Here is a 14,734-nt window from a genome sequence, read left to right as displayed (position 1 = left end):
AAGGTTTTCCCTGTCGTTTCTGGAAGTTTCAAAGGATCATGAAAAAGAGTGAAAGGTAAATTCCCCTGTTCAGGACTTACGGGATGGTGAGTCCCTGCATGACAGCAGATTCCGGAACATCATATTCCCGGGTCGTCCCGACAATCTTGTATTTCCCGGTTGTTTTCACCTCATAGGGATTATCTGAGGTGGAGTACGGTACAATGAACCCCCCGTTCACGCTGGCCTGCCGGTACGTGAAATTCCGTCCGGTGTTGGTGACCACCGGTACTTCGATGATACCCTCTCCTTTGATATGGGCGCCTTTCACGTATTCGAAGACCTTGACATATTTCAGGTCAACCGTAGCTGAATTGAATGCATTCGTTGGGGATTCATGAACAAGCCGGTAGTGCTGGAGTGCCGGGACCGTATCCACGGGTGAGATGATACTTGCACTGTAAACTGCAGCATGGTACCCTGATGCAGCGTCAAGGTTATACTGGTCTGCCTTCTGCGATGCGGCAGAATAATTCATGAGCTCAGCACCGGTAATCAACGGCGCTGAATACCCGGTTACTGAGGAATCCGCATACACCACATAGTACACATTATCTGTGGCGGAGTTCATTGATCCGTCAAAGTTATGGAGCCGGGAGATCATGGTCAGGTAATATGCCTGTTTGTTGAGGATAGCCGATGTGAGAGCATTGTTCTGCCCGGGGAGGAGGACGGTATCGTAATACGGGTCCGTTGCTTCCGTTGCATTATACCATGTTGACATCGCCCAGAATTTTCCCTGGTCCATCTCGACATCGGTTATAATATACCGGGTCCCGACGTTGTCAAGGAGGGTGTTTGCGGTATCCTCCGAAGTGGACATGAAATATGCAGCAGATCCATTGCTCCCGGACACGCCATGCTGGAACGGGTTGGAATTGGGGATTCGTTTTGCTATGGTGGTGATGATATGTCCATAGTCCCACCAGGACATCACACCATACGATCCCTTCGGGAACGTAAAGGTATCTTTGTCATACATGGTGGTGTAACCAACACCTGTTTCCGGGGTACTGTTCTGCATCCATTCAGCGGTCTCCTTCCAGTCAGGATTCATCAGCGTCGGGCTGGCAGATCCGTTGATGTAACTGTAGGAAAGGGAGGTGTAGGCAAACATGAGGGCGAGACCAATAACCAGGACAGAACCGATAATCGTGAGGTTCTGCGTCCCGGAGCGTCCGGATGATGCACCCTTGACCGGCTTCTTCTGTTTTCTCCGTTTTGCCGGGGTCTCATCAGCATCTCCGGTTTCCGATGTTACCTCCTGCCTGGATGAAAACCCCGTGGTAAACTTTCGGATATCCGACCATGCATGACCGAGAATAAAACTGACACAGATCGCGGCAAGCAATGCGACATTGATCGCAAGATAATACTCGTACCGGACATGCTGCCATGCGGAGAACAGGATTATCCCTGACCAGACAAGGGCAAAAACCTGCTCGGGACGCTCGTCGCGAATATTATTGTATATCATGACGAGGAATCCGATGGCCATCAGGATGAGCCCGTAACTGAACGTCTGCCATGCAAGGGCCATGCTCCATGCACGGGCTTCCTGGACGGTCTCGGTAATCGCGGCCTGGCCGAAGAATGCAAAGAGAGCAGAGACGAAAAGCGAGTATAAATCCGGGCTGGCAAAAAACAGCACGGTTACAACCACAATTGTCGAGACAATGATGGCAACAGGATAGTAATACCATTCTTTTGTCTTGAGACCCTGCTGGAGGAGGTAGAGGAAAATGGATCCTCCGATCAGGCCAAGGTAGGCAAAGATGTGCCCGAGGGAGTAACTGGAGAGATCAAGACCAGGGCTTTTCAGACCGAAGGCCAGGAGACCGATGATGGCGATGCTGAAGATAGCAAGGTTGATGACAACGAGGTATTCGCTGGTCTTTCCACGGAATGAATCGATGATGAACTGGATGACAGTAAAAACTCCCACGATCATCGCAAAAAGGATCATCGTGGGCATCACGAAGAGGCCAAGGAGGTATGCGATACCTGCGAGGACCGAGATCAGGAGTACATTCTTATAGGTATTAATGTCTTTGAAGACGATCCTGGTATCCTTCTCGGAGAGGACAACATACATGTAGAACAGGCAGAAGATCGTTGAAAAAAAGACTTCAGCGATATGGTGGTCGGCATACCCGTACATTGACCGGTAATAAAACTGGCCGGTGACAACCGCGGTAAAACCCGACGCGAGCAGGCCGGTCTTCCAGTCCCCGCATAACTTCCCGACATAATACATGACGGCCACTGCTGCAGCACCCATGAGGGGTGGGACCAGCAGGAGGATCCCGATAATCTCGGGACGGGTGGCAGCACCGGTGATGAGGCACCCGAGTGCAACGATGAGGGGGAAGAGGGGTCCCCAGTAAATACTTGAACCCCCCGGGTATTGGCTCATCGGGTCGAACCATTCGTAGTGCAGGTTGTTCGAGAGTAAAAATTCCACCTGCCGGAGGTTATAGAGCGGATCATCGCTTCCCACCATGGAAAGGATATCTGTATTTCCCATATTGAACATGGGAATGAGGCGGAGCCAGAGGGCGAAGAGAGAAAAAAATGCCACGAGTGCAATGACCAGCCAGGTCATGCGGTTTTTCAGATCCAGAGATATCATGCAATCATCCTGTCGTTTGTACTTGGTTTCGGGGGAGACCATTAATAAATTTGGATGACTGTATCAGGTGAGGCTTTTTAAAATCGCCTCGAATTGGCGTGATTTCTCTTTCCAGCTGTAATTTTCAAGATTTAAGGAAAATGTTTCACGGGTTTCCATCAGTGTTTTTATGATAGCGGTATATTCGTCACGGGTGCGGTAAACATGCAGGTTTGGGCCGCCGATTTTTTCCACATCCTGCATAGGGCGCATGACAATTGACTTCCCGCAGGCTGAGTACTCAAAGAATTTATTCGGGAGCGCAATATCCCCCCACTGGGGTGGCAACAACGGGATGGTACAGGCATCCATACATGCAATATACCGCGGGAGTTCATGGTATGGTTTGGTTCCCGTGAATATCGTGTGCTCTGAAATACCGAGATCCCGGGTAAGCGCTGACAATTCCTGCTGGTAATCGGTGAAGAGCGATCCACCGATGATCAGGAGTTTGGTCTTGGGATGGTGGTGAATAAGTGCGGGGAGTGATCTGATCAATTCGTCAATTGCGTACCACCGTTCGACACTTCCAGAAAAACCGATAACAAAGTCATCAGCATCAATCCCAAGTTCCTGCCGTGCCGGGATTCCGCTCATGGGTTTGAAGAGATCCGTGTCCACTCCATTGGTGATGACATCTGCATGAAACCCGAACCCGGCGAGTTTTCCGGCAAGCGACGGGGAGACCGTGGTAATTTTGTCACAATTCAGGAGGTTGTGTCGGGTGATGGCCCAGACACACCGGCGCACGATCTCCTGAAGTGTGGGGTTCTTGAAATAGGCGGCAGCGGAGTCCGGGAACCAGTCCTTGAGATCAAAAACAACGGGAACGTGGTATTTTTTTGCTGCACGGATTACTGCGCTTCCGGCCAGCACATTCGCGGCAACAACCACATCATAGCCCCCCGTACGGAGGATACGGTCAAAAATATAGTAGTGATAGGGGGTATTGAACGTATAGTGAAAAAGGGGTTTTTTCAGGGGGAATACTGTCGCCTCTTCCATAACCAGTCCGGTGGGACGGGGCGAACCCCTGCTGACGTGAAAATGCGCCACATGCACGTCATGCCGCTTTGCCATATCTTCAAAGATATAGTGGTGCCGCGACGGTATGGGATGGTGAATATAATCCTGGGTGGAAACAAGGAGGATCTTCATACGCCAAGAAAAAGTATTGTTCCTGATCTGGATTAAATCCCGTTGTTCATTCTTTTGAGGTTATTTCCTTTGGGAGGCTCCGGATTTTTGCTGGCGATCCGATCGCGAGCATGTGATCCGGAACATCCCGGGTCACGATGGCGCCGGCAGCGACAAGAGCCCCTTCTCCGATACAGACCCCGGGAATCAGCGTGGTATTTGCCCCGATTGCCGCGCCATTCTTGATGACCGGCCCTTTTAATCCCCCTATCCTTGTCGGGGGATACCGATCGTTGGTCAGGACCGCATTCGGGCCGATAAATACATGATCGCCGATCTGTGTTTCCGTTGGGATGAATGCCATACTTTGGATGCTCACATCGTTCCCGATCGTAGTGTATCCCTCGATCACGGTCCCGGTTCCCACAGCAACCCGGTCACCGATCCGGGTCTTTTCGCGGATCATGACATTGTGCCCCGTCTGGAAGTCATTTCCGATAATGACATCGCAGTACAAGATCGTGCCGGATCGAAGTATTGCGTTTTTTCCTATCGTAGTACCCGGGAAACCCTTCTTTGTCATGTTCTCCCGTGAAGGGAAACCAAGCGTGACCGGCTCAAAGATCCTCGCGTCTGGCCCCACTGAATTAATTCCATATTCAATCATTCAACTGTCACGCTCTTTGCAAGATTTCTCGGCTTGTCGATGTCGCGGCCCAACTTCTCTGCAGTATGATAGGCAATGAGCTGGAGCACAACAATGGTGGTCAGGACCTGAATAAACAGATCTGTCTGCGGAAGGGGAATGAAGTAATCTGCAATATCCCCCAGTTCAGTATCCTCTTTGCATCCGACTACAATGACGGGTGCACCGCGTGCTTTCATCTCCTTGATATTCGAGACCATCACATCATAGGTTTCCCCGGGCATGCAGAGTGCGATTATCGGGGTATCCTTGGACAGGAGGGCAAATGGGCCGTGCTTGATCTCCCCTGCGGCATATCCCTCTGCATGAATATAGGAGATCTCTTTCATCTTCAGGGCCCCCTCAAGAGATACTGCGTAGAACGGTCCCCGCCCGACATAAAAGATACTTTGGGCGTTTTCGCAAAACGTTACACATTCAGTAAGATCCATCAGGAGAACTTCCTCTATTGCCTTGTGGGCCTGTAAGAGTACCTCCCCTTCTTTTCCTCCGGACAGGCAGTTGATAATCTGCATGAGTACTGCCAGTTGAGTGATGAACGATTTTGTTGCTGCTACACTGATCTCCGGGCCGGCCCGCATGAAGAGCGTAACATCCGCCGTCCTTGTCACGGTACTCCCAAGTACGTTCGTGATCGCCAGTGTCCTGCAGTTGTGGGTTTTTGCCAGACGCAGCGCTGTGAGGGTATCTGCAGTCTCCCCGGACTACGTGATACCGATAACGAGCCCGCTCACCGGCGGAGGATAATACCGGAATTCAGATGCAAATTCCAGACGGGCAGGTATCCCGCAGGTCGCCTCAAGCAGGTATTTGAAGATAAGACCCGTGTGATATGAAGATCCACATGCAACGATCGTTATGGAATCAGGACTACCAATAATTTTTTTCAGGCTGTCTGGATTTATTGCTGAGATGGTATTATAGAATGCCAGGGGTTGTTCGAATATCTCTTTAAGCATGTAGTGCGGAAAACCGCCCTTTTTTACATCCTCAACAGACCAGTCGATCAGTTCAACCGGACGGGTGACCTGAACGCCCTTATTGAAAATATCGGCAGTATCCCTGGTCAGAGATACCACATCCCCGTCCTCAAGAAAGATCGCTCGCTCCGTGTATTCGAGCATAGGAGTCATATCGGACGCGACAAAGATCTCCCCATCGCCGATACCCAGGACCAGCGGGCTTGCGTTCCTTGCTGCAATGATCCGTTCCTCTCCTGCGGCGATCACAAGGATGGCAAAGGATCCCTTGAGCTTGGGAGTTGTTGCCTGTACTGCTGCAAGCAGATCCTTTTTTACAGCATATTCTTCTTCAACAAGATGGACAATAACCTCGGTATCCGTTTCTGAACGGAACGTGTGCCCCCTCCCCTCAAGCTGCCGTCGCAGTTGGGAATAATTCTCGATAATGCCATTATGGACCAGTGCAATCGTATTGTTGCAATCGGTATGGGGATGGGCATTCTTATCGCTGGGAACCCCATGGGTTGCCCATCGTGTATGTCCTATGCCGGTCTTCCCTTTCAGGTGGGCTGCAGAACCGGCATTTTCTGATATCCTGCCCTGGTGTTTTGCAAGGGTGATATCTTCTTCCACCGTGGCCACACCAAACGAGTCATACCCCCGGTATTCGAGTTTTTTCAATCCCTCCACGATCAGGGGTGCAGCATCTCTGCGGCCGATGTACCCTACAATGCCGCACACGTCATATCACCGTGGAATTATCCGGAATATATCGTGAGGACAGACTGGCACGGCCTTCGATGGTGACACTGTTTCCGATCATCGAATTTTTCATTATGGAGAACGGCCCGCAGGTTATACTGTCCCCGAGAATTGCACCGAATTCAGATCGTACTGCCAAACCCTCGAAATCAAGGATTCCTGAGGTTGTCCATGTCGATGTATGGTCAGCAAGGATGCACCGCTCGCCCGTCACGGTATCGATGATCCGTGAATGAGATCCGATTACGGTATCATCCATGATAATCGACTCCCCGATAATTGTAAACGGTTCAATTTTTACCCGTGATCCGATACTGGTGTTTGGCAGGATGCAGCAGTTTGGCCCGATAACGCAGTCATTTCCTATCACAACCGGTCCGGTAATGACGGTATTCGGGCCGATGGTCGTCCCTTTACCAATCCTGACTGCCCCCTGGATGATGGTCTGCCTGCTTGCGGAACCATCGCGTGACGGGGATATGGTGGGTAACAACCGGCGGTTCATCTTGAGCAGGTCCCAGGCAAAGATTGCATCCTGCCAGTCATCGGCAGGGATGCCCTGTATCTTCACACCGCTTTTGATGAGGGAGGAGATGGCATCGGTCAGATTGTTTTCCCGGATATGACCAAAGACCTCCCTTGTCAGGGAATAGATCCCGGTACTTACCATGAAACTGGGGGCATGGGCAGGCTTCTCGACAATATTGGTGACGTGATCTTCGTGGAGCATCACAACCCCGAAGTTCGAGGGATTCTGGTGTTCTTTTACCAGCATGGCGTTGGGAATATCTTTGATCCGGGCAATAGATGATGGATCGATATAGTTGTCCCCGGGAAGCACCAGAAAATTATCATGAATTTTAGATTCCGCTGAAAGGAGGGCGTGCCCGGTTCCCAGCTGCTTGTTCTGGACAACTACATCAACGGGAATATCCATCTGGTTCAGGTATCGTGTCACCTGCTCCTTCCGGTATCCCACAACAACGATGATATCCCGGATACCGTTTTTTACCAGCGCTTCGATCACGTATTCGATAATCGGACGATTGGCCACCGGGATCATTGCCTTGGGCCTGCTTCTTGTCAGGGGTCGCACCCGCCTCCCCTCACCTGCTGCAAGAATTACCGCCTGCATAGTTCACCTACCGTATAACTGCTTTTTCCCCGATACAGCCCTCAATGACTGTATTTGGCGCAAACTTCGCCTCACTCCCGATCATGGTACCGACATTGATGGAACAGTTGATGCCAAACCTGACATCATCACCAATCACCGCACCAAACTTTTTCCGTCGCGTATCCTTCCCGCATACCCGGATGGTCGCATGATCGTTTCTGAGGTTGGCAATCTTTGTGCCCGCACCGAAATTGCATCCCGCCCCGACAACGGAATCCCCGACATAGTTGAAATGCGGGATTTTTGTCCCTGCCATGATGATCGAGTTCTTGAGTTCGGAACAATGCCCGACGTGGCAATCGTCTCCGATACTGGTGGCGCCGCGAATGTACGCATGGGGTCCGATACGACAGTTTTTCCCGATGATGCAGGGGCCCTCGATATAGGTTCCGGATTTGATCACGGTTCCCTCGCCAATGATGACACTGTTTTGCAGGGTCACACCTTCCTCGACCACCCCATGATTTGCCGGTTTTGTGGTCTCCATAAGAGCAGCATTCGCATCGAGCATGTCCCATGGATGGCCAACATCCATCCAGTACGAGAGATGGTGTGCGCATAATTGCCGTTTCTCCACCAGCACTGCAAGCGCATCGGTAAGCTCCAGCTCTCCCCTTGGTGAAGGGTGGACATTATCGATGAGATCAAAGATATCCGGTGAAAAAAGGTATGCCCCGGCATTGATGAGATTCGATTTCGGTATTTTCGATTTCTCTTCAAGGGATGTAATCATCCCGTTCTCGGTCAGTACCACACCATAATCCCCGGGATGATCCGTGGAGCTTATACACATGCAAGCCGGTTTCTTCCTGCACAGTTCTGCGATATCTTCCCGTTTGAGAACCATATCCCCGTTCAGGACAATAAATGGGCCGGTGACCAGATCCCGTGCAGCACTTACTGCATCCGCAGTACCCCGCTGGTGCCGCTGGGTGGCATAGGCAATATGGATTCCGAATTCTGACCCGTCGCCAAAATGTTTGCGTATCTCCCGTTCACCATACCCGACAATAAAGACAAAATCGGTGATCCCGGCATCCCGGGTCGCAAGAACAAGGTGCTCCATCATCGGCCGGTTGGCGAGAGGGAGCATGACTTTCGGGCGCTTCGCAGTCAGGGGTCGCATCCGTTTTCCCTCTCCTGCCGCGAGAACGACGCATTCCATACGTACACCTCTCCTTACAATGGTTAAGCAGTTTTCCCCTGCCGGACGAGTTCCTTTCCCTTTGCAAGCATTGTCTTAGCCTTTGCTGGATCTTTTCCTTCTGCGGTGATACGGATCTTCGGTTCAGTGCCGCTGGCCCGGATCAGGCACCATCCGTCCTCTTCAGTAATACGTATCCCATCCGTGGGGCTTGATGCCCCAAGACCCGTGAGAATCTCCCGTGCAGCACTTGTAGGGAACGATTCCCGGAGTACAGGATAATGTGGCATTGCATCGATCTCTCCTGCAACATCCCATTCTGATGCGATCTCACAGAAAAGAGCAGCAGCATACGGACCATCGGGACAGAGCGAGATCTTCGGGAATATCCAGGCACCCGAAGGCTCCCCGCCGAAATCACCTCCTTTCATCAATTCCTCAGATACGTATGCATCGCCAACCGGTGTCCTTCGGACATCGGCGATCTCATCGATGATCATTGATGCATCGCTGGTGGTGACAACCTGTTTTGCACCAGTATATTTTGCAAAGATCATGAGGAGGTGGTCGCCATCGATATACCGTCCCCGGTTGTCAAATGCCATCATGCGATCTGCATCCCCGTCATGAACCACGGCACAGTCTGCGCCTGTTTTTTTCACCATCTCCCCAACATAGCCGAGATATTCCGGTAATGGTTCTGAAGGTCGGGCAAAATGTCCTGATGGATTGCAGTTGATGGTTGTTGTTCTGATTCCTGCATCTGACAGAAGGTTCGGTGTCAGCGTGCATCCGGCCCCGTTACCGCAATCGATGATCACGGAGATCTCCCGGCCAATGTGCACGTTCTTTAAAATTGCATCCTTATGGGGCGTCAGTGCATCGATAATTGATTCCTTCCCCAGATTCTGCCAGTCAGTATAGTTCAGGTTAATGAGTTGCTCTTCGGTCTCCTGCTGCTGTGCCCGGGTAAACGAAGACCCGTCAGGATTGAAGAGTTTGAGCCCATTGTACTCCTCTGGGTTATGCGAGGCCGTGATCATGCACCCGGCCTTCTTGGACCGTGTATTGTATGCTACCGTGGGTGTCGGGACAATTCCCGCAAGGAACGCGGTTCCGCCATTGCTCATGATGCCGGAAACAACCAGGTGCGAAAGAAGAGGGCTTGTTGTGCGGGTGTCCATCCCTACAAGGACATCGGACGATCCGGAAGCGAGAACGTTTCCGATTTTCAGTGCCGTATCGACAAGCGTCTGATCAAATGTCCTTCGTATTCCGGATGATCCGAAAAGCATGGTACTATCTTATGAAGTGTATATTAAAAAGAGTTTACTTCCATCGGGTACAATCGGGAAAGAGGGGAATCAGTCAATGCCACTTCTTCCGAACGGGCACCAGTGCTCTATCTCATAGAGCCGTGCGATCCCGGCTGTTGAAGGACCGATACAAATGATTCGTTTAGTGTTTTTATAATTTTCAATAATGTCACCGGTTCCCTTCGCAATGATCCCATCGCCGGTGATGAGAATGATCTCTGCATCTGACAGGTTACCGGTGACGTGGCGGGAAAAATCCCGCTCCGTTTTCCCCAGAGAACCGATACAGAAGAGCATCTTTCCGGCAATCTCCTGGTGAATCCGGTTTCGGCAGGAGGCATGACAGGATTCCGGGCATGCATGCAGTATACGGGACATACAGAGGAAACCCAGCACGACATTAATAATTGCACACGCAGCGCCACGGACCGGGGGGGTGTCCAGCGATTCACCGAACATGAAGGAGATCTTTGTCGGGGCACGTATGGGATCATGCGTTGCGAAATCCGCACTCCTCCCGCCAAACGTAGCCGACATGGTGGCACCGCTCTCGAACTGGCAGGTATCAGCATCGGTGTCGACATCAAGCACTACCCCGGCATCAGTACAGCCACTGTCTTCGAGGAGCACTTGGATTTTTTTTACGGATTCGATAACAATATCCATCATTTTCCTCCATCATTGGTTACCAGAATAACCCGGGCCGGAGCCCCGTCCAGACCTGCGAGACGAAGCGGGAGTGCAAAAATCGTGTAATCACCCTCCGGGACGTGCGAGAGATCGAGAAGTTCGATAATGAGACAGCCATGGTGGAGTAATTCGCGGTGCACCGATCCATCGCAGTCAAATTTTTCTATTGAGAAGGAATCAATGCCGATACAGAGCGTCCCGGTTGATGTCAGATACTTTGCTGCATCGAGAGTCAGCGAGGGATACTCCTCGCTGAACGAAGTACACGTGGAAAATACCGTCTTTAACAGGATACGTGGAACTCCGTCTGTTCTGTTTTTGATCCATGAAACATCGATGAGTGGGCCGGCACCGGATACGTCGAGCACGCGGCAGGGCCCGATCAGGTGGGAAAGGGGGAGTTCATCAACGGTCAGACCCGTCTTCAGGTAATGGACTGGAGCATCAATGTGCGTCCCGGAATGGCTGCTCATCCGGATATCGGAGACCAGATACAGGCCGGCATCGCTCTGGATAAAATGCGGGGCTGTATCACCGGGATAGGCAAGGGAATTGCCGGCAAGAGGACGGGTAATATCAATAATCGTCATCAGGTGTTCCCCCAGCCGAACTCACCAATCAAGGGGACAAAGCGGACTCCCCCGTGCGAGGAACGTTCCATGCTATCTCCTTTTCTGGCAAGTGTGATCAGTTCCTGTATTTCCCGACCTCCCACTGGTGCGACAAGCCTTCCCCCATCTGCAAGTTGATCGATGAGGGGTTGGGGAATTTCCGGTGTTGCTGCCGTAATCATGATTCCATCATAGGGTGCATCTTCCGGGTATCCCTGTGTCCCGTCGCCGACAATGACGCTGACATTGTTAAATCCAAGTTCTGCGAGGTTTGCCCTTGCCAGGTCCGCTACGGCTGGAATACGTTCGATTGTTGTTACGTGCTGCACGAGCATCGAGAGTATCGCAGCCTGGTAACCGCTTCCGGCACCGATCTCGAGGACACGATCTCCGGGGCGGGGGTCAAGCAGTTCAGTCATGAGAGCCACGATATAGGGTTGTGATATCGTCTGGCCGTTTCCTATGGGGAGCGGGGCGTCCTCGTATGCTGACGTGTTATACGGCGGGGGGATGAAGAGATGACGGGGAATGTCGCGCATTGCTGCGAGTATGCGGGGATTGGATATTCCCCGGGATCGGATCTGCAGCTCCACCATTCTGGAACGTTCGTAGGCCCGGGGATTGGTATCCATAAAGGATCTGTTCAGAACCCTGTTTTTTCTGCCTCATCAATGGAAGCATCGATCTGCTTTTGCAGGGCTTCGGGAAGACCGGAGATCTTTACATCGAGGAACCCGCGGATGATCGTTGCTGTGGCCTCGTCTTCATCAAGTCCGCGGGCCATAAGGTATTCGATCTCTTCCTGGGCGAGTTTCCCTACGGCAGCCTCATGCGAGAGTTCGGTCCCGACAACCGATCCCTCGATCTCCGGAACCGCATAGATGATCCCGTCCTTGAGGATGAGACCTTTGCATTCGAGGTGCCCCCGGGTCCCGGCGGTTTTTCCGGCGATGTGACCCCGGGACATGATGGTGCCGCCTTTCGTGATGGCACGGGTTATCAGTTCGGCGCTGGAACCGGGGCCTACGAGGATTGCGCGTGAGCCCAGATCCATGTACGAACCGGGAGTTGCGATAACAACACTGCTGAACCGGGCCACCGAGTTGGCTCCTTTCAGGGTCGCCGTCGGGTACATCTGGATCTTTTTCACGGGCTGCATGCAGACATAATTGGAGAGGAACACACCGTTTTCCTCAACTATTGAAGCGCTCCGCGGGTATACCTCAATATTCTCGCTCCAGTTATGGATCATCGTGAAACTGATCTTTGCGTTCTTTTTGACGTAAAACTCGGAAACCCCGTAGTGCATCCCGCCTTTGCCTACGTGCTCCCCGCTTGAACAGCCGGATATAATGTGAAGCTCCGCCCCTTCTTCGGCAATGATGATGTTGTGAACATGCTGGATCAGTTCCCTCCCGAGAAACAGGCAGGCCTGGATTGGGTAGATGTTGTTGGTGCCCTTATGGGCGATGATCACGTAGCCTTTTGGCTCTTTTTGTGCTGCTACATATTTTGTGACCTCGTCTTTTTCCGGTGATACCACGTTCCAGGCATATTCCTTGAGCCAGTCGTATTTCTCCATCGCTTTCTTGTAGGGGAGGACCTCGATGCCTGCCTCTGCACATTCCGAATGGACGACATCCTGGTCCATCTGGAGATAACTGCCGCACCGGTTCTTCATCTCAAAATCAATACCGGTCTGGGCCATCCTCTCCCGGTCTGCTTTTGAGATCTCATGCTCTTTTACGGGTTGCGGCATTCGAGACACTCCTTGTAACCGTGCTTTTTGATATCTTTTAAGATCTCGCGGGGATTTCCGTGACACCTGATCTGCCCGTCGCACATCACATGGCCGCGATCGGTTTCGAGATAGTCAAGGATGTAGCCGGTGTGAGTAATGACGAGACCGCTCTTCTGGCGCTTGACGATATGCTTGTCTTTTTCAAGAAGCGATCCAATCGCGGTCCCGATGAGGGATATGTTCTCGATATCGACCCCGCTCTCCGGCTCATCGAGCATGATGAAGTCCGGGTTCTGGATCATCAGCTGGAGCACTTCACTGCGCTTTATCTCACCCCCGGAGAACCCCTTGTTGATATCTCTCTCAAGGAATTTGTCCATGTGGAGTGACTTGGCCAACTCAGGAATATCCTCCGTCTTGGTCCGGGAAATTGCGGTGAGGAGTTTTCCCAGTTTCAGACCGGATATCGTCGGGGGGCGCTGGAAGAGCATGCCTATGCCCCTCTCGGCCCGTTCGTGGGCCTTCATGTTGGTCACATCCTCCCCTTTGAATGTAATCTTCCCTTCAGTGATGGTATAATTTGAGTACCCCATGATTGTCATCAGGAGCGTTGTCTTTCCCGAACCATTGGGGCCAAGGAGCACATGGGTCTCCCCCTCACCGATGTGGAGATTGATGTCGTGCAACACTTCCTTGTCGCCGACCTTCACATGCAGGTCTCTGATATCCAGCATAAGATAATCGTAGACAATATGTCCATTGCTGCATTAAACGCTTTTCTCGTTGACATCGTTGCAGCAGAGTCGGCATCTTTTACTCATCCAGACGTATACGATCTATTAAAGGTTCAGTATGATGAGATCGGAGAAAGTCAGGGATAAGGAAGGGAAAGCCCGGATCCGCAGGGGATCGCAGGATGCACAGCAGAACCTCCACTCTGATGAACCCCCAGCAATTCTTCCGTTCATCAACCGGTTAATCTGCGGGGATGCCCATGATACCCTTTCCCGGATTCCTGACCGGAGTATTGACCTTATCATCACGTCCCCTCCCTACAATTTCGGCCATTCCTATGCCCAGGATCCCCACGATGACACGCATGAGTGGAACGAGTATTTTGAGAAACTGCTCGGCGTCTGGCGTGAATGTGAAAGAGTACTGAAGCCGGGAGGCAGGATCGCGATAAACGTCCAGCCCCTCTTCTCGGATTACGTTCCCACCCACCACATCATCTCACGGCAACTGGCAGGTCTTGGTCTGCTCTGGAGGGCGGAACTGCTCTGGGAGAAGAACAATTACAATGCGAAATACACGGCATGGGGAAGCTGGAAATCCCCATCCATGCCCTACATCAAATACACGTGGGAATATATCGAGGTTTTTGACAAGGAGTCGCATAAAAAGGCCGGTCAAAAAGAGGATATCGACATCTCGGCCGATGAGTTCAAGGAATGGGTGCTGGGCAGGTGGACGTTTCCTCCGGAAACGCGGATGAAAGACTATGATCACCCTGCCATGTTCCCCGAAGAACTGCCCCGGCGGCTCATGAAACTCTTCTCGTACAGGAACGACATCGTGCTCGATCCGTTCAATGGTGCAGGAACAACCTCTCTTGTGGCATGGAAATGCGGGCGTCGGTTTATCGGTATCGACATATCGGAACAGTATTCGGCCCGGGCAATGGCCCGCCTGGAGGCCGCGGGACACAACGGGTTCGAGTCAGAGTCCTACCCCGCCCCTCAACTGCTCTCTTCTGATGAACGTTGACTGTAATGGCG

The 14,734-nt window shown here is 51.9% G+C and carries 14 protein-coding genes and 1 pseudogene; 1 reads left to right on the top strand and 14 read right to left on the bottom strand.

The genetic code is table 11. The features are described 5' to 3' along the window. Nucleotides 1-76 precede the first annotated feature (76 nt). The 14 genes and pseudogenes from LUQ43_RS11955 to LUQ43_RS11900 form a co-directional block, all read right to left on the bottom strand. A complete protein-coding gene (locus tag LUQ43_RS11955) occupies nucleotides 77-2,671 on the bottom strand; it encodes an oligosaccharyl transferase, archaeosortase A system-associated (RefSeq protein WP_299968004.1) in 2,595 nt (864 codons plus the stop codon). Nucleotides 2,672-2,734: 63 nt separating this feature from the next. After that, nucleotides 2,735-3,868, bottom strand: a complete 1,134-nt coding sequence (locus LUQ43_RS11950) for a glycosyltransferase (protein ID WP_299968002.1) — start codon at nucleotides 3,866-3,868, stop codon at nucleotides 2,735-2,737. A gap of 46 nt (nucleotides 3,869-3,914) precedes the next feature. Then, a complete protein-coding gene (locus tag LUQ43_RS11945; RefSeq protein ID WP_299968000.1) occupies nucleotides 3,915-4,514 on the bottom strand; it encodes an acyltransferase in 600 nt (199 codons plus the stop codon). Next, the gene (locus LUQ43_RS13415) at nucleotides 4,511-5,068 is read right to left on the bottom strand and encodes an SIS domain-containing protein (protein ID WP_363318522.1); all 558 of its coding nucleotides are present in this window, start codon (nucleotides 5,066-5,068) and stop codon (nucleotides 4,511-4,513) included. The genes LUQ43_RS11945 and LUQ43_RS13415 overlap by 4 nt, the downstream gene beginning before the upstream one ends. Beyond that, nucleotides 5,069-5,245: pseudogene (locus LUQ43_RS13410) on the bottom strand (SIS domain-containing protein); the annotation flags it as partial. Nucleotides 5,246-5,257: 12 nt separating this feature from the next. Beyond that, nucleotides 5,258-6,256, bottom strand: a complete 999-nt coding sequence (glmS, locus tag LUQ43_RS13405; protein WP_363318521.1) for a glutamine--fructose-6-phosphate transaminase (isomerizing) — start codon at nucleotides 6,254-6,256, stop codon at nucleotides 5,258-5,260. A gap of 1 nt (nucleotide 6,257) precedes the next feature. Further along, nucleotides 6,258-7,412, bottom strand: coding sequence for a bifunctional sugar-1-phosphate nucleotidylyltransferase/acetyltransferase (gene glmU, locus LUQ43_RS11935; RefSeq protein WP_299967998.1), 1,155 nt, complete (start codon nucleotides 7,410-7,412; stop codon nucleotides 6,258-6,260). Nucleotides 7,413-7,419: 7 nt separating this feature from the next. Continuing rightward, complete coding sequence (glmU, locus tag LUQ43_RS11930) at nucleotides 7,420-8,619, bottom strand: bifunctional sugar-1-phosphate nucleotidylyltransferase/acetyltransferase (RefSeq protein WP_299967996.1); 1,200 nt, start codon at nucleotides 8,617-8,619, stop codon at nucleotides 7,420-7,422. Between the two features lie 23 nt (nucleotides 8,620-8,642). After that, nucleotides 8,643-9,893: a phosphopentomutase/phosphoglucosamine mutase gene (locus LUQ43_RS11925; RefSeq protein ID WP_299967994.1), complete on the bottom strand. Its 1,251-nt coding sequence runs from the start codon at nucleotides 9,891-9,893 to the stop codon at nucleotides 8,643-8,645. A 69-nt stretch (nucleotides 9,894-9,962) separates the two neighbouring features. Next, entirely contained in the window at nucleotides 9,963-10,583 is a 621-nt protein-coding gene (locus tag LUQ43_RS11920; RefSeq protein ID WP_299967992.1) for a hypothetical protein, read from the bottom strand. Then, nucleotides 10,580-11,194, bottom strand: coding sequence for a cyclase family protein (locus LUQ43_RS11915; protein WP_299967989.1), 615 nt, complete (start codon nucleotides 11,192-11,194; stop codon nucleotides 10,580-10,582). Before LUQ43_RS11915 ends, LUQ43_RS11920 begins: the two co-directional genes overlap by 4 nt. Beyond that, complete coding sequence (locus LUQ43_RS11910) at nucleotides 11,194-11,847, bottom strand: protein-L-isoaspartate(D-aspartate) O-methyltransferase (protein ID WP_299967987.1); 654 nt, start codon at nucleotides 11,845-11,847, stop codon at nucleotides 11,194-11,196. The genes LUQ43_RS11915 and LUQ43_RS11910 overlap by 1 nt, the downstream gene beginning before the upstream one ends. Nucleotides 11,848-11,858: 11 nt before the next feature. After that, nucleotides 11,859-12,974, bottom strand: coding sequence for a SufD family Fe-S cluster assembly protein (locus tag LUQ43_RS11905; RefSeq protein ID WP_299967984.1), 1,116 nt, complete (start codon nucleotides 12,972-12,974; stop codon nucleotides 11,859-11,861). Next, complete coding sequence (locus LUQ43_RS11900; RefSeq protein ID WP_299967982.1) at nucleotides 12,959-13,690, bottom strand: ABC transporter ATP-binding protein; 732 nt, start codon at nucleotides 13,688-13,690, stop codon at nucleotides 12,959-12,961. The genes LUQ43_RS11905 and LUQ43_RS11900 overlap by 16 nt, the downstream gene beginning before the upstream one ends. Nucleotides 13,691-13,808: 118 nt before the next feature. Here LUQ43_RS11900 and LUQ43_RS11895 point away from each other — a divergent pair, with 118 nt between their 5' ends. Continuing rightward, entirely contained in the window at nucleotides 13,809-14,723 is a 915-nt protein-coding gene (locus LUQ43_RS11895; protein ID WP_299967980.1) for a site-specific DNA-methyltransferase, read from the top strand. Nucleotides 14,724-14,734 lie beyond the last annotated feature (11 nt).

The sequence above is a fragment of the Methanoregula sp. genome (assembly GCF_028679125.1).
GTDB lineage: Archaea > Halobacteriota > Methanomicrobia > Methanomicrobiales > Methanospirillaceae > Methanoregula.
Note: the sequence above shows the minus strand (reverse complement) of the source record. Positions and strands in the feature narration are given on the sequence as shown.

What these genes read in the sequence shown, in the direction of transcription:
- LUQ43_RS11955 (WP_299968004.1), bottom strand. Translation starts at nt 2,671, where the DNA reads ATGATATCTCTGGATCTGAAAAACCGCATGACCTGGCTGGTCATTGCA.
- LUQ43_RS13415 (WP_363318522.1), bottom strand. Translation starts at nt 5,068, where the DNA reads ATGCAGATTATCAACTGCCTGTCCGGAGGAAAAGAAGGGGAGGTACTC.
- glmU (WP_299967996.1), bottom strand. Translation starts at nt 8,619, where the DNA reads ATGGAATGCGTCGTTCTCGCGGCAGGAGAGGGAAAACGGATGCGACCC.
- LUQ43_RS11910 (WP_299967987.1), bottom strand. Translation starts at nt 11,847, where the DNA reads ATGGATACCAATCCCCGGGCCTACGAACGTTCCAGAATGGTGGAGCTG.
- glmU (WP_299967998.1), bottom strand. Translation starts at nt 7,412, where the DNA reads ATGCAGGCGGTAATTCTTGCAGCAGGTGAGGGGAGGCGGGTGCGACCC.
- LUQ43_RS11900 (WP_299967982.1), bottom strand. Translation starts at nt 13,690, where the DNA reads ATGCTGGATATCAGAGACCTGCATGTGAAGGTCGGCGACAAGGAAGTG.
- LUQ43_RS11915 (WP_299967989.1), bottom strand. Translation starts at nt 11,194, where the DNA reads ATGACGATTATTGATATTACCCGTCCTCTTGCCGGCAATTCCCTTGCC.
- LUQ43_RS11925 (WP_299967994.1), bottom strand. Translation starts at nt 9,893, where the DNA reads ATGCTTTTCGGATCATCCGGAATACGAAGGACATTTGATCAGACGCTT.
- LUQ43_RS11905 (WP_299967984.1), bottom strand. Translation starts at nt 12,974, where the DNA reads ATGCCGCAACCCGTAAAAGAGCATGAGATCTCAAAAGCAGACCGGGAG.
- LUQ43_RS11895 (WP_299967980.1), top strand. Translation starts at nt 13,809, where the DNA reads ATGATGAGATCGGAGAAAGTCAGGGATAAGGAAGGGAAAGCCCGGATC.
- LUQ43_RS11945 (WP_299968000.1), bottom strand. Translation starts at nt 4,514, where the DNA reads ATGATTGAATATGGAATTAATTCAGTGGGGCCAGACGCGAGGATCTTT.
- LUQ43_RS11920 (WP_299967992.1), bottom strand. Translation starts at nt 10,583, where the DNA reads ATGATGGATATTGTTATCGAATCCGTAAAAAAAATCCAAGTGCTCCTC.
- LUQ43_RS11950 (WP_299968002.1), bottom strand. Translation starts at nt 3,868, where the DNA reads ATGAAGATCCTCCTTGTTTCCACCCAGGATTATATTCACCATCCCATA.